19 protein-coding genes are annotated in these 18,557 nt (G+C 52.7%); 9 read left to right on the top strand and 10 right to left on the bottom strand.

The features are described from left to right. Positions 1-170: 170 nt before the first annotated feature. Complete coding sequence (lipA, locus tag H7R58_RS06695) at positions 171-1,136, top strand: lipoyl synthase (RefSeq protein WP_182929293.1); 966 nt, start codon at positions 171-173, stop codon at positions 1,134-1,136. A gap of 210 nt (positions 1,137-1,346) precedes the next feature. Here lipA and tatE read toward each other — a convergent pair whose 3' ends face one another. Both tatE and H7R58_RS06685 read right to left on the bottom strand, forming a co-directional pair. After that, positions 1,347-1,547, bottom strand: a complete 201-nt coding sequence (gene tatE / locus H7R58_RS06690; RefSeq protein ID WP_106924707.1) for a twin-arginine translocase subunit TatE — start codon at positions 1,545-1,547, stop codon at positions 1,347-1,349. A 126-nt stretch (positions 1,548-1,673) separates the two neighbouring features. Beyond that, entirely contained in the window at positions 1,674-2,462 is a 789-nt protein-coding gene (locus H7R58_RS06685; protein WP_182929294.1) for a deaminated glutathione amidase, read from the bottom strand. A 115-nt stretch (positions 2,463-2,577) separates the two neighbouring features. Between H7R58_RS06685 and crcB the strand changes: the two genes are divergently transcribed. Beyond that, the gene (gene crcB, locus H7R58_RS06680; RefSeq protein ID WP_106924709.1) at positions 2,578-2,961 is read left to right on the top strand and encodes a fluoride efflux transporter CrcB; all 384 of its coding nucleotides are present in this window, start codon (positions 2,578-2,580) and stop codon (positions 2,959-2,961) included. A 58-nt stretch (positions 2,962-3,019) separates the two neighbouring features. On the opposite strand, the gene cspE is transcribed toward crcB, so the two are convergent. Then, positions 3,020-3,229: a transcription antiterminator/RNA stability regulator CspE gene (gene cspE, locus H7R58_RS06675; protein WP_000034825.1), complete on the bottom strand. Its 210-nt coding sequence runs from the start codon at positions 3,227-3,229 to the stop codon at positions 3,020-3,022. Between the two features lie 162 nt (positions 3,230-3,391). Next, positions 3,392-3,940, bottom strand: coding sequence for a lipid IV(A) palmitoyltransferase PagP (gene pagP / locus H7R58_RS06670; protein ID WP_353654621.1), 549 nt, complete (start codon positions 3,938-3,940; stop codon positions 3,392-3,394). Positions 3,941-4,617: 677 nt separating this feature from the next. Here pagP and dcuC point away from each other — a divergent pair. Beyond that, a complete protein-coding gene (gene dcuC / locus H7R58_RS06665) occupies positions 4,618-5,988 on the top strand; it encodes an anaerobic C4-dicarboxylate transporter DcuC (protein WP_106924711.1) in 1,371 nt (456 codons plus the stop codon). Positions 5,989-6,081: 93 nt separating this feature from the next. Further along, positions 6,082-6,882: a ribonuclease I gene (gene rna, locus H7R58_RS06660; RefSeq protein ID WP_182929295.1), complete on the top strand. Its 801-nt coding sequence runs from the start codon at positions 6,082-6,084 to the stop codon at positions 6,880-6,882. Positions 6,883-6,916: 34 nt separating this feature from the next. On the opposite strand, the gene H7R58_RS06655 is transcribed toward rna, so the two are convergent. After that, a complete protein-coding gene (locus tag H7R58_RS06655) occupies positions 6,917-7,747 on the bottom strand; it encodes an alpha/beta fold hydrolase (RefSeq protein WP_182929296.1) in 831 nt (276 codons plus the stop codon). A 234-nt stretch (positions 7,748-7,981) separates the two neighbouring features. Between H7R58_RS06655 and rnk the strand changes: the two genes are divergently transcribed. Then, positions 7,982-8,392 carry a nucleoside diphosphate kinase regulator gene (rnk, locus tag H7R58_RS06650; protein ID WP_106924713.1) on the top strand — a complete coding sequence of 137 codons (411 nt, stop codon included), beginning with the start codon at positions 7,982-7,984 and terminating at the stop codon, positions 8,390-8,392. A 164-nt stretch (positions 8,393-8,556) separates the two neighbouring features. Further along, a complete protein-coding gene (gene uspG / locus H7R58_RS06645) occupies positions 8,557-8,985 on the top strand; it encodes a universal stress protein UspG (protein ID WP_106924714.1) in 429 nt (142 codons plus the stop codon). 70 nt (positions 8,986-9,055) lie between these two features. Here uspG and ahpF read toward each other — a convergent pair whose 3' ends face one another. Further along, the gene (gene ahpF, locus H7R58_RS06640) at positions 9,056-10,621 is read right to left on the bottom strand and encodes an alkyl hydroperoxide reductase subunit F (RefSeq protein ID WP_182929297.1); all 1,566 of its coding nucleotides are present in this window, start codon (positions 10,619-10,621) and stop codon (positions 9,056-9,058) included. A 183-nt stretch (positions 10,622-10,804) separates the two neighbouring features. Continuing rightward, the gene (gene ahpC, locus H7R58_RS06635) at positions 10,805-11,368 is read right to left on the bottom strand and encodes an alkyl hydroperoxide reductase subunit C (protein WP_106924716.1); all 564 of its coding nucleotides are present in this window, start codon (positions 11,366-11,368) and stop codon (positions 10,805-10,807) included. A 698-nt stretch (positions 11,369-12,066) separates the two neighbouring features. Here ahpC and citR point away from each other — a divergent pair. The 3 genes from citR (at position 12,067) to H7R58_RS06620 (ending at position 14,942) form a co-directional block, all read left to right on the top strand. Further along, positions 12,067-12,957, top strand: a complete 891-nt coding sequence (gene citR, locus H7R58_RS06630; protein ID WP_182929298.1) for a DNA-binding transcriptional repressor CitR — start codon at positions 12,067-12,069, stop codon at positions 12,955-12,957. Between the two features lie 150 nt (positions 12,958-13,107). Then, positions 13,108-14,331, top strand: a complete 1,224-nt coding sequence (locus H7R58_RS06625; RefSeq protein WP_182929299.1) for a phosphoadenosine phosphosulfate reductase — start codon at positions 13,108-13,110, stop codon at positions 14,329-14,331. After that, a complete protein-coding gene (locus tag H7R58_RS06620; protein ID WP_106924719.1) occupies positions 14,316-14,942 on the top strand; it encodes an IbrB-like domain-containing protein in 627 nt (208 codons plus the stop codon). Before H7R58_RS06625 ends, H7R58_RS06620 begins: the two co-directional genes overlap by 16 nt. Here H7R58_RS06620 and H7R58_RS06615 read toward each other — a convergent pair whose 3' ends face one another. The 3 genes from H7R58_RS06615 to cstA form a co-directional block, all read right to left on the bottom strand. Continuing rightward, complete coding sequence (locus tag H7R58_RS06615) at positions 14,943-16,103, bottom strand: pyridoxal phosphate-dependent aminotransferase (RefSeq protein ID WP_182929300.1); 1,161 nt, start codon at positions 16,101-16,103, stop codon at positions 14,943-14,945. Between the two features lie 89 nt (positions 16,104-16,192). Further along, positions 16,193-16,390, bottom strand: coding sequence for a YbdD/YjiX family protein (locus tag H7R58_RS06610; RefSeq protein ID WP_052284779.1), 198 nt, complete (start codon positions 16,388-16,390; stop codon positions 16,193-16,195). Between the two features lie 59 nt (positions 16,391-16,449). Next, complete coding sequence (gene cstA / locus H7R58_RS06605; protein ID WP_106924721.1) at positions 16,450-18,555, bottom strand: pyruvate/proton symporter CstA; 2,106 nt, start codon at positions 18,553-18,555, stop codon at positions 16,450-16,452. Between the last annotated feature and the right edge of the window lie 2 nt (positions 18,556-18,557).

Here is an 18,557-nt window from a genome sequence, read left to right as displayed (position 1 = left end):
AAAAAAGCATTATTCAACAACTATTTTACAATTTGCCGGCCTGGCAGGCTGCTTTATACCCCGTTTCAATGGTATACTGCCTGCCATTAATTCAAAAATAGTTGATAAATACAACATTCCCTTGAATTGAAACGCTTTCCCTCGATACTCGGAACTGGAACACGTACGCTATGAGTAAACCCATTGTGATGGAACGCGGTGTAAAGTACCGCGATGCCGATAAGATGGCCCTTATCCCGGTAAAAAACGTGGCAACAGAGCGCGAAGCGCTGCTGCGAAAACCGGAGTGGATGAAAATTAAACTTCCGGCGGACTCTTCCCGTATCCAGGGCATCAAAGCGGCCATGCGTAAAAATGGTCTGCACTCCGTGTGTGAAGAAGCCTCCTGCCCGAACCTGGCAGAATGCTTCAACCACGGCACCGCGACCTTTATGATCCTTGGCGCAATCTGCACCCGTCGCTGCCCGTTCTGCGACGTGGCCCACGGTCGCCCGGTGACCCCGGATGCCAACGAACCGCAAAAGCTGGCGCAAACTATCGCTGACATGGCGCTGCGCTATGTAGTTATCACCTCCGTCGATCGTGACGATCTGCGCGACGGCGGCGCCCAGCACTTCGCCGACTGTATTGCTGCAATTCGCGAGAAAAGCCCGAGCATCCGCATTGAAACGCTGGTACCGGACTTCCGCGGCCGTATGGATCGCGCCTTAGCGATTCTGACGGAAACCCCGCCGGACGTGTTTAACCACAACCTGGAAAACGTGCCGCGTCTGTATCGTCAGGTTCGCCCGGGCGCCGACTATAACTGGTCGCTGAAGCTGCTTGAGCGCTTCAAAGAAGCGCACCCGGAAATCCCAACGAAATCCGGCCTTATGGTTGGCCTGGGTGAAACCAACGCCGAAATTATCGACGTTATGCGCGATCTGCGCCGCCACGGAGTGACCATGCTGACGCTGGGCCAGTACCTGCAGCCGAGCCGTCATCACCTGCCGGTACAGCGCTACGTTAGCCCGGATGAGTTTGAAGAGATGAAAGCCGAAGCGCTGGCGATGGGCTTCACCCACGCCGCCTGCGGCCCGTTTGTCCGTTCGTCCTACCATGCCGATCTTCAGGCCAAAGGCATTGAAGTGAAGTAGGGATAGTTGCCAATACGAAAAAGCCGCTCTCTGTCGACAGCGGCTTTTTTATTGCTCATTGAAGAAATAAATTGTTTCAATGAAATGCATTTGGAAATCAAATAGTATCAAAAAAGGCTTCAGCATCGTCATGCTGAAGCCTTTTCTGCGGGTTGTTACACCCAGGGATGACACGCATTCACCCGCATGTCATCTGAAACGCTGCCCTGCTTACTCTTTATGAGAGAGCTTTTCTGCCGGAGTCTCGTCTGCGCTCTTCTGCGCGGCGGTTTCATCGTCATTCATGGCTTTTTTAAAGCCTTTGATCGCTGAACCCAGATCTCCACCCAGAGTCCGTAATTTCTTGGTACCAAACACCAGAATAATCAGTGCTGCCACTACCAGCAGTTTGGTAATACTAATCTCACCCATAGATACCTTCTTCTCAAAAACAGGCTGCAAAATGCGCCACATCACCATAGTTTATTAACGGTCATTTAGCGCGTGCACACAATAGCAATCTGTAACAAGGTGAATCAAGCATTGTTTAAAAAAACGTCATGTTAATTGCGGTAGCGCAAAACGCCTGTTTTTCAGCACCGGAAGCTGCTGACGAATGCGTGAAAGATCGTCACGACTCACCTCAGACACAATCAGCTGCGGTGCCGTTGAAGCTCCTGCCAGGGTCACGCCAAGCGGATCCACGATTCGGCTCTGACCAATGTTTCGCGTGCCGCACTCGCCGCTGGCGACGAGGTAACAGGTCGTGTCCAGCGCTCGCGCAGCCAGCAGCGTCGACCAATGATGTTCCTTCAGCGGCCCGCGTACCCAGGCGGCAGGCAGCACCAGAATCTCAGCCCCCTGTAACGCCAGTGCCAGCGCCATGTCCGGAAAGCGCAGGTCATAGCAGGTCATCAGGCCGACCTTAAATCCCGCCACCTCAATTAACGGCGGCAGCGCTCCCCCGGCATCGACCCGCTTCGACTCCTGGATAGCAAAAGCGTCATAGAGATGCAGCTTATGGTAGTGAGCAATCACCTCCCCACCGCGTAGCGCGACCAGCGTATTTCTGGCCCGTTCCGCCGAAGAGGGAGTGTGAATGGTGAGTATCGTCGTCAAATCGTCAAGACGGCTCTGCGCCTTGAGGAGCTGCATAAAGCCACCGTTCAGCGGCTGCGCCGATTTCACCGACATATCCGGATCGCTATCGCTACGCGCCAGCAGCGCTTCTGGCAACACCAGCAGCTCAGCGCCCAGCGCTGCCGCCGACTGCATCAGCGTCACGCAGGTTTGCGCGTTAACCTGCCACTCCGGTGTCACGACAAACTGTCCCGCCGCTACTCGCATCGTAACTCCTTAAGTTTTGCTAATATATCAAGATGATGAATATCGATCAGTATATAGCCAGATCGTCCCTTCAAGGGTAAACTCTGGCCACACTCGAAGATGGCAGGAAATTCGCATGATGCAACTTTTGTTAGCCGTTTTTATCGGCGGCGGTACCGGCAGCGTAGCCCGCTGGCTGCTTAGCTTTCGCTTTAACCCTATGCACCATGCGCTTCCGCTGGGTACGCTTACGGCCAACCTGCTGGGGGCGTTCATTATCGGCGCCGGTCTTGCCTGGTTTAATCGGCTCCCGCACATTGATCCGGTGTGGAAAGTGCTGCTCACCACCGGTTTTTGCGGCGGCCTGACGACCTTCTCGACGTTTTCGGCAGAAGTGGTCTTTCTATTGCAGGCGGGGAAATTCAGCTGGGCGCTGTTAAACGTGGCGGTTAACCTTTTCGGATCATTTGCCATGACGGCGCTGGCGTTCTGGCTGTTCAGCGCCACCAGTCAGGGATAAAAAGAATAAAAAAAACCCGCAGTTAAGCGGGTTTTGAATTCTGACTGCTATTTGTCGCTTACAGAGCGATGACGTTAGCAGCAGAAGGGCCTTTGGCACCGTTAGTGATTTCGAACTCTACGCGCTGACCTTCAGCCAGAGTTTTGAAACCGTTGGTCTGGATTGCAGAGAAGTGTACGAATACGTCTTTGCTGCCATCTTCCGGAGTAATGAAACCGAATCCTTTGGACTCATTAAACCACTTAACGTTACCTTTAATCTTAGACATCAAAATTACCTTTATATGAAAAAACGACACTAATCTGTGTCAGTTAACAGTACAACAATTGTCGTCGGTTTTGTCCAGCCCAACTTCGTTAAAAAGTGATAAATGTCGCTAACTTTTATTTGCAGGTTGACTTTATCTCAGCATTGGTTCCAGAAGCGGTTTTCAGAACTGGAAACGCATCCAGGCAAAGTACACATTACCGTTGTTATAGGTACCCGGGATGTAGGTCATCTGGAATGTTGCGGGGCCGTAGCCGATGGAGGCCAGAGGGAGCGCCACCGGAATCGGGATGTATTTCCAGTTATCGCGTGCGGTCACCCCGATGGTGTAACCGAGGCCAACATGGAAGTTATCATCAGCCAGCGGTCGCCAGGTTTTTTCCCAGCCGTAGCCTCCGATAGGCTCCCATTTATTAAAGGAGTCCTTAAAAGCCATAAGATAAATGCCGTTCCAGTTGCCTTTTTCATCCCAGCGGGACACGCCAAACCCCGCTCCCCAGGGACGTTCATTGTACGCGTCGGTTTTTTCTTTATCGTAGGCAAAACGCGCGTGCCAGGTAATTGCTGGCACATACAGATCGTAATGCTGCGGCTCATTCCACGTCTGAGCAATGTTGCTGCTAAGGGTGTTGTAACCCTCTTTTATGGTTTCGCTAAACGACGCCGCCGCAGGAAGTGCTGTAGCCGACAGCCCCGCGAACACGAGCGACAGTGCAAAATTTTTATTGAGATTTAACACGATAGACTTGCCAGTAAAGTATCCATTAAGAATAGTCTAACAAGAATAAACTCAATTGAGTCTCAACGACATCAATCCATAGTTTTTTTCATACCGCCTGGTTACAAATTAGAATATTCTTAGATGATTGTTCAACCCGACCCTCAGCTCAAGTGCATAAATATCAACTCAAAGCGTCAATTATATGCAGTCAAAACTTTCATTATTTACTCACATCATTTCATTATAAAAATAAATAACCACCCACCGCTTGGAATTATATTAAAACCAAAGTTTAACCTTATTTATTTCTAAGCCACTTCATTTATAACATTAATCAATAAATATGACACAATAAAATAAAGCAAACACTCTCCCCCACAGCATAAGCGATACCACACCGCCGCAGCGCCGGCCATTCACGATGTTATCTAACTGAAATAATACATTTCATTCACCTTTCTGTTTATTATTCACGCAGCCCGCTATACTTAGTGTGAGGGCAATGTTCCGCTTTGTGAGTACATCGTGTAATTTGCAAAGTCATCATCTTTAATTAGTCTCTTTTTTGATTTTCATCAGCTAAGTTCGCCGGTTTTTTCGGCACATTTCATCCTTACTTTTTGATGCTGCACTGCATCAATTTTACAACTGGGCGATAGGTGTTAATAATGTTAACGTTCTTTGAACTCCTGATTGGTGTTGTGGTTATCGTGGGCGTAGCCCGCTACATCATCAAAGGATATTCCGCGACAGGGGTCCTCTTTGTCGGCGGTCTGCTGCTACTGATTGCCAGTGCATTGATGGGGCATAAGATTTTACCGAGTAGTGAAACCAGCACGGGTTACTCTGCTACTGACATCATTGAATATATTAAAATTCTGCTGATGAGCCGCGGCGGCGATCTCGGCATGATGATTATGATGCTCTGTGGTTTTGCCGCTTATATGACCCACATTGGCGCTAACGATATGGTTGTTAAGCTGGCTTCCAAACCGCTGCAATATATTAACTCACCGTATTTACTGATGATTGCGGCCTATTTTGTGGCGTGCCTGATGTCGCTGGCTGTCTCCTCCGCTACCGGTCTGGGCGTGCTGCTGATGGCGACTCTCTTCCCGGTCATGGTTAACGTCGGCATTAGCCGCGGCGCCGCAGCGGCTATTTGTGCCTCCCCGGCAGCCATTATTCTCTCTCCGACGTCCGGTGACGTCGTGCTGGCTGCCAAGGCCGCCGAAATGCCGTTAATTGATTTTGCCTTTAAAACCACACTGCCAATCTCTATCGCCGCGATTATCGCGATGGCTATTGCCCATTTCTTCTGGCAGCGCTACCTGGACAAAAAAGAAAATATCTCTCACGAGATGCTGGATGTCAGCGAAATTACCACTACCGCGCCGTCCTTCTATGCCATTTTACCGTTCACGCCCATTATCGGCGTATTGATTTTTGACGGTAAATGGGGCCCGGAGCTGCATATCATCGCGATTCTGGTTATTTGTATGCTGCTGGCCGCGGTGCTGGAGTTCTTCCGCGGCTTTAACACCCAGAACGTGTTTGCGGGTCTGGAAGTGGCCTATCGCGGCATGGCGGACGCCTTCGCCGGCGTGGTTATGCTGCTGGTTGCAGCCGGCGTCTTCGCCCAGGGTCTGAGCACCATCGGCTTTATTAATAGCCTGATCTCTATCGCCACCTCGTTCGGCTCCGCCAGCATCATCCTGATGCTGGTGCTGGTCGTGCTGACCATGCTGGCAGCAATGACGACCGGTTCCGGTAACGCCCCGTTCTATGCTTTCGTGGAGATGATTCCAAAGCTGGCGCACTCCTCCGGTATTAACCCGGCCTACCTGTCCATCCCGATGCTCCAGGCCTCCAACCTGGGCCGTACCATCTCCCCGGTTTCCGGCGTCGTTGTCGCGGTTGCCGGGATGGCAAAAATTTCACCGTTCGAAGTGGTGAAGCGGACTTCAGTACCGGTCATTGTGGGTTTGATTGTGGTGATTATCGCTACCGAAATTCTGGTTCCCGGCGCGTCCGCATAATCATTGATAGCTCAAATAAATAAGGCGCCTGAAGGCGCCTTATTTTATTATGTAATAACGTCACTAAATGATTAAAAACGTGGAGCCAGGAAAATGCTAAGGAAGAATATTGTGTCAGGATGTGCGCTGTTACTCTGCGCCGGAAGCCTTCACGCCGAGCCGCTCGTCCCGACGCAATATGGTGACTTCGATCGTTACGTACTGGCGCTCTCCTGGCAAACGGGCTTTTGTCAGAGTCAGTATGACCGCAACCGTAAAGAACCACTGGAATGCCAACAGCCTAAAGAACTCAATAATAAGGCTGACTATTTAACGGTCCACGGTTTATGGCCGGGCCTGCCTGCCTCAATAGCCTCACGCGGGGTCGATAACAACCGCTGGATGCGCTTCGGCTGCGCCACCCGTCCCATTCCAAATATGCCGGAAGCGAAAGCCAGCCGTAAATGCGCCGCTGAAGAAACCGGCCTGTCGCTGGAAGTGGCCAATAAACTTAACCAGGTGATGCCCGGCAGCGGTGGAAAAAGCTGCCTCGAGCGTTATGAATTTGCTAAGCACGGCGTTTGTTTTGGCTTCGATCCGGATGCCTACTTCAGCACTATGGTTCGGCTGAACGGCGAAGTGAAGCAGAGCGCGCTCGGCCAGTTCCTGGCCGCCAACTACGGTAAAACCGTAACCCGCGCCAGCTTCGATGCCGCGGTGGCCACCGCTTTCGGTCAAGAGAACGTCAAAGCCGTTAAGCTAACCTGTAACGGCAACCCGGCCTATTTGACGGAAATGCAGATTGCTATCAAATCAGCCAGCATCAACGATCCGCTGACCTCGGCCTCGCTTTTGCCACAGCCGCATCCCGGCAACTGCGGCAAACAGTTCGTGGTGGATAAAAACGGTTATTAATTTCCGCCCCCGCGCCTGCGGGGGTTAAACGCCCCTACTTCTGAATAAAGGCCAGCAGATCGTCATTGATCTGGTGCTTATGGGTGGTGCAGATCCCGTGCGAACCGCCTTTATATACCTTCAGTTCAGCGTCCGGCAGCAGCTGCGCTGCCACCTTCCCGCAGGTTTCAAACGGCACAATCTGATCGTCATCACCGTGAATCACCAGCGTCGGGATAGTCATCTTACGCAGGTCCTCACGCAGATCGGTTTCTGAAAAAGCTTTAATACAATCGTAGAGCGCTTTAATCGAGCCCTGAAGGCCCTGCTCAACAAACCCTTCACGCACCGCTTTCGACTCTTTGGCTCCTGGGCGGTTATAGCCATAAAATGCCGCCGTCAGCTCATAAAAGAACCCACCGCGATCTTCCACCACCCCGTTACGAATGCCGTCAAAGACCTCCGCTGGCACGCCGTTCGGGTTAAAATCGGTTTTCACCATAATCGGCGTAACGGCACCAATCAGCACCGCTTTCGCTACCCGGCTGGTTCCATGGCGACCGATGTAGCGTGCGACTTCGCCGCCGCCGGTAGAGTGCCCGACATGCACCGCATCTTTCAGGTTAAGGTGCGCCGTTAACTCGGCCAAATCATCGGCATACTGATCCATATTATGCCCGTCCCATGGCTGCGCAGAACGTCCGTGGCCTCGTCTATCGTGGGCAATCACACGATACCCTTTTGACCCCAGATACAGCATCTGATCCTCAAACGCATCAGACGTCAACGGCCAGCCGTGGCTAAATACGATTGGCTGTCCGCTCCCCCAATCTTTAAACCAGAGATAACTACCATCTTTCAGGGTCAGTTTATCGAAACCGCTCATACGATCTCCTGTACTTTGAGGACGCTGCCAGGCGCAGCCTAAAAAGAATAATCCAGATTTATAGGTTGCGATGTATTTCGCATAAATTTCACACAACGAAAATTATTGCCATCTGCGAATGTGCGCTGCATCACTTCAAACCTGACGCCAGGATCAGTATGATGGAAGCAGATGAACCCTTGCCGCTGGCGGTGAGGGTTTTCTTTTGGATAATCGATAGACATGGAGTAAATAATGACCCGACCTGCCATCATTATTAATGAGTTCGATGCCGAGCGTATCGACCGCCTGCTTGAGCAATCTGCTTACGCAAATTCCCCGGTGGCGAGCGCGCTAAACGACGAGCTGGATCGTGCCCAGATGTGTGCCCCAGAGGACATGCCGCACGACGTAGTGAGTATGAATAGCCAGGTCAGATTCCGCGATCTCACCACCGGCGAAGAGCGCGTACGCACGCTGGTCTTCCCGGCGCAGATGACCGACAGCAGCAGCCAGCTTTCGGTGATGGCTCCGGTTGGCGCAGCCCTGCTCGGCCTGCGTGCAGGTAGCACCATTCACTGGGAGTTACCGGGCGGTGCATCAACACATCTGGAAGTGCTTGAACTGCTTTATCAGCCGGAAGCCGCCGGCGAATTTCACCGCTAATTCTGTGCCGAAATGATTAAAGGGGATGCCATGCATCCTCTTTCTGTCCCCGCCTGACCAAACTTTACAACGCCCCTCCGCGAGATAAACTATTTTGCGAACTAAATGACATATTCAAAATGCATTATGTGTTTTGATAGTTCTATAAAGACAAGGAGGAGCCTATGTACAAAACAATCATTATGCCCGTTGATGTTTTTGAGATGGAGTTAAGCGACAAAGCGATTCGTCACGCGGAGTTTTTAGCCCAGCAGGATGGCATTATCCACCTACTACACGTTCTGCCCGGTTCGGCAAGCTACACCATGAGCCGCTTTGCCGCCGATCTGCGCCGCTTTGAAGAGCATTTACAGCAGGAGGCGGAAACCCGGCTGACCACCATGGTGAGTCATTTCACGATCGACCCTTCCCGCATTAAGCTGCATGTCCGGGTGGGCAACGTGCGCGATGCGGTGAACGAACTGGCGGAAGAGCTCAACGCCGATATGGTGGTAATTGGTTCTCGTAATCCGTCTATCAGTACCCACCTGCTGGGATCTAACGCCTCCAGCGTGATTCGCCACGCTAACATTCCCGTGCTGGTTGTGCGCTAACGTTAACTGCGCGGTATAAAAAAAGGCCACCTTTCGGTGGCCTTTGACATTGCAGGTATTGTCTTCTTTTTTATGCTGTTTTGGTGCGAATCAGATAATCGAACGCGCTCAGTGACGCTTTTGCACCTTCGCCGGCGGCGATAATAATTTGTTTGTACGGCACGGTAGTACAGTCGCCAGCGGCAAATACGCCCTTAACGTTCGTTTCGCATTTCGCATCGATGATAATCTCACCCATACGGTTACGCTCAACCGCCCCTTCCAGCCAGGTTGTGTTCGGCAACAGACCAATCTGGACAAAGATCCCCGCCAGCGCGACGTGATGTTCGTCGCCGCTTACGCGGTCGCGATACTGCAGACCGGTCACTTTGGTGCCGTCACCTTTCACTTCGGTGGTCTGGGCATTGAGAATAATGTCGACGTTTTTCAGGCTACGCACTTTATCTTGCAGGACCTGATCGGCCTTCATTTCCGGCGCAAATTCCAGCAACGTAACGTGTTCAACCACGCCCGCCAGGTCGATGGCCGCTTCCACGCCCGAGTTGCCGCCGCCAATGACCGCCACGCGCTTGCCTTTAAACAGCGGGCCGTCGCAGTGCGGGCAATAGGTTACGCCTTTGGTACGGTACTGATCTTCGCCCGGTACGTTCATGTTGCGCCATTTTGCACCGGTAGCAATAATGATGCTGCGTGCTTTCAGCACCGCGCCGGAGGCCGTTTCAATCTGATGCAGGCCACCTTCAACCGCAGCAGGCACCAGCTTAGACGCGCTCTGGGAATCAATCACATCGACGTTGTATTCACTAACGTGCGCCTTCAGCGCGCCTGCCAGCTTCTGACCTTCGGTTTTCGGCACGGAAATGTAGTTTTCGATATCGACGGTATCCAGCACCTGGCCGCCAAAACGCTCGCCCATCAGGCCGGTGCGAATCCCTTTACGCGCAGAGTAAACCGCCGCCGCCGAGCCAGACGGGCCGGAGCCAACAATCAGCACATCATACGCATCGCGCTTATTCAGCTCTTCCGCCGCGCGTTTTTCCGCGCCGGTGTCAACTTTCGCGACGATTTCCGCCAGCGTCATACGGCCCTGACCAAATTCCTGGCCATTCACGTAGACCGCCGGGACGCCCATCACGTTACGTTCGGTGATTTCATTCTGGAAAGTACCGCCGTCGATTGCCGTATGCTTGATGCGCGGGTTCAGCACCGACATCAGGTTCAGCGCCTGCACAACGTCCGGACAGTTATGGCACGACAGTGAATAGTAGGTTTCAAATTCAAAATCACCGTCGATGTCGCGAATCTGCTCCAGCAGAGACTGCGCCTCTTTCGACGGATGACCGCCGGTCCACAGCAGCGCCAGAACCAGAGAAGTGAACTCGTGACCCAGCGGAGAGCCGGCAAAACGCGGGCCCTGGTGAGAGCCGGGATTTGTAATCAGGAACGACGGCTTACGCACCGCCAGGTCGTTATCTTGTTTGAAGGTGACCTTATCTGACAGTTCAGCGATTTCAGCCAACAGTTCCTTGATCTCTGCCGATTTAGCGCTGTCGTCCAGCGTGGCAATCAGCTCAACAGGTTTGGTCAGCTTCTCAAGGTAAGCCTTGAGCTGGGTTTTCATGTTGGTGTCGAGCATTTTTATCTCCTGGGCTTAAAACATCATCATGCAAGCGGCCACATACGAGCTGCCTCTGTAAGCAACTTGCATCATGATGCTGGAATAAAACAGGCGCAGAGGTGCGCCTGTGGGATGCCGGACGGTGCTGCGTTTATCCGGCCTACAGGCTGTAGGCCGGTGCCGTGCCGCCGGGCAGACGACTTAGATTTTGCCTACCAGGTCTAAAGATGGCGCCAGAGTGGCTTCACCTTCTTTCCATTTAGCCGGGCACACTTCACCTGGGTGGGAAGCAACATACTGAGCGGCTTTGATTTTACGCAGCAGGTCAGATGCGTCACGGCCGATACCTTCAGCGGTAACTTCGATAGCCTGAATGATACCCTGTGGGTCAACAACGAAGGTCGCACGGTCGGCCAGGCCTTCATCTTCACGCATGTTGTCGAAGTTACGGGTCAGGGCGCCAGTCGGGTCGCCGATCATCGCATATTTGATTTTGGCGATAGTCTCAGAGCTGCTGTGCCATGCTTTATGGGTGAAGTGGGTATCGGTAGAAACGGAGTACACGTCTACGCCCAGCTTCTGCAGTTCTTCGTAATGGTCAGCAACGTCGCCCAGTTCGGTCGGGCAAACGAAAGTGAAGTCAGCCGGATAGAAGAAGAACACGCTCCAGCGGCCTTCGGTATCTTTCTCGGTCACTTCTACGAATTCACCGTTTTTGAACGCCTGGTTTTTGAAAGGTTTGATTTTAGTATTAATTAATGACATCGAGTACTTCCTCCGTGTTTTCGTTGAGGTCTAAGTTAACGAACTTTTCCTGATTCGACCAATGCGTTTACATTATCAAATCAATAAGCGTTATCTAACAACCGGAACAAGACAGCTTTGTGAACCAGTATCGAGGATACGCACAAATCGCCCATCCCCAGACGTAAAAAGGCCGCAACAGAGGCGGCCCGATTACCTGAGTCACCCGCGGGTGAGCTCAGCGCCAGCGATGCTGGCTTGCGTGTTGCGCTCTACATAACCTTAACAAAGGCTGTAACAGCCTCCTGATTACATCATCCCCTTTCATTCGGGGCAATCTGCGCAACGTCGGTCTTATCTATGGTTGTGATAGGTTATCTCGTTGCAACTCAACGACACACTGATTTTACAGAGGTTTTACATGCTAAACCGAACTTTACCGGCACCGTATCTCAAGGAGCGTCCCTGGCCCCCATCACGAGATGAAAGGACCGACAAATTATTCATATTCACTCTTCTATATTAATTTAATATTCGTTTTATGAATAATCATTTACCCATAACGTCCATTCATTTTTTACCTTTCTTGTTTTGCAGTAGATAATATAGAGAGTCTGATATATATTAAGCATGGATTTAGGCATTTTTAAGTTTTACGAACACATGGATTGTGGTTTCAGAGGTAAATGAATATACCTCCCAATATAAAAGGATAAACTATGGCTAATCTTTATGATTTAAAACGATTTGACCTCAATTTACTGGTTATTTTTGAGTGTATATACCAGCACCTCAGCATCAGTAAAGCCGCCGAAACGCTCTTTATTACGCCCTCCGCCGTCAGTCAGTCTCTGCAACGCCTGCGAACGCAGCTAAACGATCCGCTCTTTGTCCGTGCCGGCAAAGGGATCACCCCCACAACCGTCGCGGTGAATCTGCATCATCATCTGTCTGAGAACCTGAATCAGATAGAGCAAACGATTAACATGATGGAAAATTCCACGCTGGATAAGCGATTTATTATTTATGGCCCGCAGGTCTATTTCTCCGAAAAATTTACCGTGATGATCGGTCAGTTATTACGTGAACCCAATCTGAACGTCGAATACCATGATTTTTCGGGAGCTAATGACAATGTCGAAAATTTATTAACCTATCGCAAAGCCGATATCGTGTTTACCACCTCCCCGCTCAGCAACCGGGCGTTGGTATGCGAGCCCTTTATTGAGATTCCGACGGTACTGGTCAGCCGTAACGATCACCCCCGACTTGGCGATTTTGCTTCGATTGACGAAGTGCTCAATGAAAGTTTCACCTTTTATGACACTCAGGATAGCGGAATTAAACAGTACCAGTATGCTAGCGAAAACTTTCTCATGGAACGTCGGTGCGCTTTTCGCTCGTCATCGCTCACGGCCATTATCAGCACCATTCATCACACGGATCTGATCGGCCTGTTGCCTCTGACTATGTTTAATGTCTTTAAAGATACCTTAGCGCTTAAGCGCATTACGCTTCCGGTCGAACTGCCTAAAATCACGATTTATAAAGTTTACAACCGCGCGGTATTGCACAGTGAATTATTCACCAAAATAATAAATGCGATTTAAATTAGGCATAATAAAAATATAAATAAGCACAAAGTAAAATTAATACTGACAAAACAGAAGTTGGTAGCATTTTATTTAACAAGCTGACTTAACTCTATTGTATTATATCATCCATGTTTAGTTGAACTCTCGATCAAGGATGGCCAGAGTATGCCCATGGTCAAACTCCCGTTAACGCAATCGGTACTGGATGCGGCTCAGGAACGCATCGTCTGGACATTAAATAATTTTTCCCGCGTTTGCGTCTCATTTTCTGGCGGTAAAGATTCAACGGTGATGCTGCATTTAACCGCGCAGGCTGCGCGAGCAATAGGGAAGAAAATCAGTATTCTGTTTATAGACTGGGAAGCACAATTTTCCTATACCATCAGCCACTGCGAAAAATTACGCGAACAATACCAGGATGTTATCGATTGTTTTTACTGGGTTGCCTTACCGCTCACCACGCAAAATTCACTCACCCAATTTACCCCTGAATGGCAATGCTGGGAGCCGGGCATCAAATGGGTCCGGCAGCCGCCGCAGGATGCCATTACCGACCCCGCCTTCTTTTCTTTTTACGAGACGGGCATGACCTTTGAACGGTTCGTCCAGAAATTTGCCGAGTGGTTTTCCCGACAGCGCCCGGCGGCGGTGCTGGTCGGGATCCGCGCAGACGAATCCTATAACCGCTTTTTGACTATTGCCTCGCAGCGCAAACGCCGTTTTGCCGATGACAAACCCTGGACCACCATCGCACCCGGCAACCACGCCTGGTACGTCTACCCGATATACGACTGGAAAACCGCCGATATCTGGACATGGTTCGCCCGCACCCAACAGCCCTACAACCCGCTCTACGACCTGATGTATCAAGCGGGCGTCCCGCTACGCTATATGCGCATCTGCGAACCGTTTGGCCCGGAGCAGCGTCAAGGGCTATGGCTGTATCACGTACTGGAACCGGATCGCTGGGCGGATATGTGTCAGCGGGTCAGCGGTGTACACAGCGGCGGCATGTATGCCGGGCAGGACAATCAGTTTTACGGTCATCGTAAGCTCGAAAAACCGGGAAACCACAGCTGGCGTAGCTACGCCCATTTCCTGCTGAGCAGCATGCCGGAATCCACCGCCGACCATTATCGCAACAAAATCGCCGTCTACCTGCACTGGTACCAAAAACAGGGCTGGGAAGACATTCCAGACGAGCAGGAAAAAGATCTCGGTTCAAAAGATATCCCGTCGTGGCGACGGATTTGTAAGGTGTTGTTAAACAATGATTACTGGTGCCGCATGCTGTCATTCAGCCCCACCAAAGCCAATCACTATCAGCGCTATCGCGCGCGCATGGAACAAAAGCGTCAGCAATGGGGAATCTTATGCGACAAAAACTAATCGACCAGCTGCATGAGTATCTGCAGCACCTTACGTCGGATGAAAAAATTGAGGCCATTAACCAATTTCGTCAGGCATTGCACGATGAAAGCCCATTCAAAGATCAGCCGATTGACTGCGTACTGTGGGTAAAGGAAGCGCAGGTCACGCCAAATGATTACAACCCAAACAATATGGCGCCGCAGGAAAAACGTCTGTTAACCAAGTCGCTGGAGGCAGACGGTTTTACCCAGCCGATTGTGGTCATTGAGAAACAGGCCCACCGTTACGAAATCGTCGACGGCTTCCATCGCCATATGCTGTCGCAGTCCAGAGCGGCACTGAAAAAACGCTTCCACGGCTACCTGCCAATAACCCAGTTGGATAAACGCGACGACTCGCTCCCTTCACGCATGGCCGCTACCGTGCGCCACAACCGCGCACGCGGTCGTCACCAGATTAGCGCGATGTCAGATATCGTGCGCGAACTGAGCCATCTTGGCTGGAGCGATGAAAAAATGGGCCAGGAGCTGGGTATGGATGCCGACGAAATTCTGCGCCTTAAGCAGATTAATGGCCTGTGTGAAATGTTCGGTAATCGCCAGTTCTCACAGGCCTGGACGGTGAAATAATTACAGACGGCAAAGGCGCTCAGCCGCGGCCAGTAAAGTCGCTTCCTGCTTAGCAAAGCACAGACGAATCAGCTTATGCGGAAACGGCGCATCGCAGAACACCGACAGCGGAATCGCCGCCACGCCGACTTCGCTCGTCAGCCAGCGGCAGAAACTCACATCGTCCATATCTGAAATCGCACTGTAGTCCGCCAGCAGAAAATAGGTCCCCTCACAGGGCAGCAGCGTCAAACGGCTCTGCCCAAGCGCCTCAACAAATCGGTCACGCCGCGCCCGGTAGAACGTCGGCAGTTCACGATAGTGCTCCGGCTCCGCGCGCAGCATATCCGCCAGCGCGAGCTGTGCCGGGGTATTCACCGCAAACGTCAGATACTGGTGCACCTTGCGCAGCTCGGCGCTGATGGCCGCAGGCGCGATGCAGTAACCGACCTTCCAGCCGGTCATGTGATAGGTTTTACCAAACGACGACACGGCCACCGCCCGCTCGCGAAGCTGTGGATGCGCCAATACGCTGGCGTGCCCCGCCTCAGCAAAGCAGATATGTTCATACACTTCGTCGCTCAGTACGTAAATTTCCCGTTCGGCAATCGCCTGCCACAACGCGATAAAATCAGCGCTCTGCCAGACGGTAGCAGAAGGATTATGCGGCGTATTGAGGATAACCAGCCGCGTTTTATCGCTGAGCAATGCGGTGAACGCCTGCCAGTCAACGCGAAAGTGCGGCGGCTGCAGGGCAATGCGCTTCACCACGCCACCGGACAGCGCCACCGCAGGGGCATAGCTGTCGTAGCTGGGGTCAAAGCAGATAACCTCATCCCCCTCGCGCACCAGCGCGGTAATGGCGGCGTACAGCGCTTCGGTGGCGCCGGCGGTCACCGTAATCTCGCCGTTAACGTCCGGTAAATACCCATACAGCGCCGCCGTTTTCTCGGCAATCGCCTCGCGCAGGACCTGCGCACCGGTCATCGGCGCATACTGATTCGCGCCGCTCGCGACATGGTGCGCCAGCCGCTGCTGAAGATAGGATGGGCCGTCAAAATCGGGAAATCCCTGGGATAGATTAATCGCCTGATGCTGCTGCGCCAGAGCGCTCATCTGAGTGAAAATGGTGGTGCCGAGATTGGGAAGCTTACTTTGGGGGATGAGTTGCGTTGTCTTCATTTGTTATCTGCCACGCGTAGCGCCAATGTTAAATCACTATAACATGGCGAGCAGACTTAGCAATCAAGACGTTTAGATGTCTAAAACAATCAACAGCACTTGGCCCCGCCCTTGCCGCCATAGCGGGCATCCTGACGGTCGCGGAAAAACGCTTCATAGGTCATCGGCGTCTGGTCCGGGTGGTTAATGCGCATATGCTCAACATAGTTGTCATAGTCCGGCACGCCAATCATCATTTTTGCGGCCTGGCCAAGGTATTTTCCGGCTTTTGAGAGCGTATCAAACATCGCTGTGCTCCTGTTACGTTTGCCCGGCGTCGCTGCGCTCGGCCGGGCAAGATTTCAGATTAATGCGCGCGTTTCGCCTGCGCGATCAGGTTCTCCGCATCCGCCGGCATCGGCTCATACGGCGTCTCTTTTGCCGTCGGTTTATCCTCTTTCAACGCCGCCAGCGCGGTTTTGATAGAGAACAGCGCCAGCACGACCACCACCACCATAAAGAACATGGTCAGGCCAGCATCCAGACGGTTGTTAAACACCAGCTGCGCCAGCTGCGACTCGGTGTACTGCGGCGGGATGTTACCGCTGTCGATCATCGCCTGGAACTTATTGGCAATCGCCAGGAAGCCCACGCGGTTATCGTCGCTGAACGATTTCTGCCAGCCGGCCACCAGCGTACACACCAGCAGCCAGGACGTCGGCACCAGGGCAACCCACGCATAGCGCTGACGTTTCATCTTGAACAGTACCACCGCACAGAGCATCAGCGCCATCCCTGCCAGCATCTGGTTGGCAATACCAAACAGCGGCCACAGAGTGTTAATACCACCCAGCGGATCGACCACGCCCTGGTGGAGGAAGTAGCCCCAGGCCAGCACGCACAGCGCCGTTGCCAGCAGGTTCGCCGGCAGCGAATCGGTGCGTTTGAGCCCCGGGTTAATGACCCCCAGCAGATCCTGCAGCATAAAGCGTGCCGCACGGGTCCCGGCGTCGACCGCCGTCAGGATAAACAGCGCTTCGAACAGAATCGCGAAGTGATACCAGAACGCCACATCCATCAGCCCGCCCAGCGCGCCATGGAGGATGTAGGCCATCCCCACCGCCAGAGTCGGCGCGCCGCCCGCACGGGAGATAATCGACTGCTCGCCCACTTCGTTGGCAATCTGGTGCAGCAGATCCGGCGTCACCGAGAAGCCCCACGAACTGACAACCTGCGCGGCCGAAGCCACCACGTCGGCGGTTCCGGCGGGCGCCAGCATGGCCATTGGGCTGTTCATTGCAAAGTATACGCCCGGGTCAATAATACAGGCGGCCACCAGCGCCATAATGGCGACAAAAGATTCCATCAACATGCCGCCATAGCCGATAAAGCAGGCCTGGCCTTCGTTCGCCAGCATTTTCGGCGTTGTGCCGGAAGCAATCAGCGCGTGGAAACCCGACACCGCGCCACAGGCAATGGTGATAAACAGGAACGGGAACAGGTCGCCGGTCCACACCGGGCCGGTGCCGTCGATAAATTTGGTCAGCGCTGGCATGGTCAGCGTTGGACGCATAATGAGGATGCCGATCGCCAGCCCGACGATGGTACCAATTTTTAAGAAGGTAGAAAGGTAGTCACGCGGCGCCAGCAGCAGCCATACCGGCAGCACCGAGGCCACAAAGCCATAGCCCACCAGCATCCAGGTCAACTGCACGCCGGTATAGTCAAACCACGGCGCCCACGTTTCGCTGGCGGCAACCCAGCCGCCGGAGACAATCGCAAACACCAGCAGCACCAGACCAATAACCGACACCTCGCCAATACGCCCTGGGCGCAGATAGCGAATATAAATCCCCATAAACAGGGCCAGCGGAATGGTAAACGCCACGGTGTAAGTACCCCATGGGCTGTGGGTCAATGCTTTCACCACGATCATCGCCAGTACCGCCAGAATGATCACCATGATCATAAACGTGGCAATCAGCGCAATCACGCCCGCAGTCGGCCCCATTTCTTCTTTCACCAGTTCGCCCAGCGAACGGCCGTCACGGCGCGTCGAGACGAACAGTACCATAAAGTCCTGTACCGCCCCGGCCAGCACGACCCCAGCCAACAGCCAGATCATCCCCGGCAGATAGCCCATCTGCGCTGCCAGCACCGGCCCAACCAGCGGGCCCGCACCGGCAATCGCCGCAAAGTGGTGACCGAACAGGACTTTCTTATCGGTCGGCACATAGTCAAGGCCGTCGTTGTGACGCACGGCAGGCGTCATGCGGGTTGGGTCAACCTGCAGGACGTTTTTCGCGATATACAGGCCATAAAAGCGGTAGGCAATCAGGTAAACACAGACTGCGGCAACCACTATCCACAGCGCGTTTATCTGTTCACCACGGTTGAGGGCGATATAGCCCAGAGCAAAGGCTCCAACAATGGAGAGCAATGCCCATATAAGGTATTTCCCTGAATTGTTCATCG

The sequence above is a fragment of the Klebsiella sp. WP4-W18-ESBL-05 genome (assembly GCF_014169075.1).
GTDB lineage: Bacteria > Pseudomonadota > Gammaproteobacteria > Enterobacterales > Enterobacteriaceae > Kluyvera > Kluyvera ascorbata_B.
The sequence above is the reverse complement of the archived record's forward strand: the minus strand, read 5'-3'. Positions and strand labels throughout refer to the sequence as shown.

Coding starts and splice junctions, on each gene's coding strand:
- H7R58_RS06685 (WP_182929294.1), bottom strand. CDS start 2,462: ATGCGAGTAGCGGCGGGACAGTTTGTCGTGACACCGGAGTGGCAGGTT.
- cstA (WP_106924721.1), bottom strand. CDS start 18,555: ATGAACAATTCAGGGAAATACCTTATATGGGCATTGCTCTCCATTGTT.
- ahpF (WP_182929297.1), bottom strand. CDS start 10,621: ATGCTCGACACCAACATGAAAACCCAGCTCAAGGCTTACCTTGAGAAG.
- cspE (WP_000034825.1), bottom strand. CDS start 3,229: ATGTCTAAGATTAAAGGTAACGTTAAGTGGTTTAATGAGTCCAAAGGA.
- rna (WP_182929295.1), top strand. CDS start 6,082: ATGCTAAGGAAGAATATTGTGTCAGGATGTGCGCTGTTACTCTGCGCC.
- H7R58_RS06610 (WP_052284779.1), bottom strand. CDS start 16,390: ATGTTTGATACGCTCTCAAAAGCCGGAAAATACCTTGGCCAGGCCGCA.
- ahpC (WP_106924716.1), bottom strand. CDS start 11,368: ATGTCATTAATTAATACTAAAATCAAACCTTTCAAAAACCAGGCGTTC.
- H7R58_RS06625 (WP_182929299.1), top strand. CDS start 13,108: ATGCCCATGGTCAAACTCCCGTTAACGCAATCGGTACTGGATGCGGCT.
- lipA (WP_182929293.1), top strand. CDS start 171: ATGAGTAAACCCATTGTGATGGAACGCGGTGTAAAGTACCGCGATGCC.
- rnk (WP_106924713.1), top strand. CDS start 7,982: ATGACCCGACCTGCCATCATTATTAATGAGTTCGATGCCGAGCGTATC.
- uspG (WP_106924714.1), top strand. CDS start 8,557: ATGTACAAAACAATCATTATGCCCGTTGATGTTTTTGAGATGGAGTTA.
- H7R58_RS06620 (WP_106924719.1), top strand. CDS start 14,316: ATGCGACAAAAACTAATCGACCAGCTGCATGAGTATCTGCAGCACCTT.
- crcB (WP_106924709.1), top strand. CDS start 2,578: ATGATGCAACTTTTGTTAGCCGTTTTTATCGGCGGCGGTACCGGCAGC.
- citR (WP_182929298.1), top strand. CDS start 12,067: ATGGCTAATCTTTATGATTTAAAACGATTTGACCTCAATTTACTGGTT.
- H7R58_RS06615 (WP_182929300.1), bottom strand. CDS start 16,103: ATGAAGACAACGCAACTCATCCCCCAAAGTAAGCTTCCCAATCTCGGC.
- tatE (WP_106924707.1), bottom strand. CDS start 1,547: ATGGGTGAGATTAGTATTACCAAACTGCTGGTAGTGGCAGCACTGATT.
- H7R58_RS06655 (WP_182929296.1), bottom strand. CDS start 7,747: ATGAGCGGTTTCGATAAACTGACCCTGAAAGATGGTAGTTATCTCTGG.
- dcuC (WP_106924711.1), top strand. CDS start 4,618: ATGTTAACGTTCTTTGAACTCCTGATTGGTGTTGTGGTTATCGTGGGC.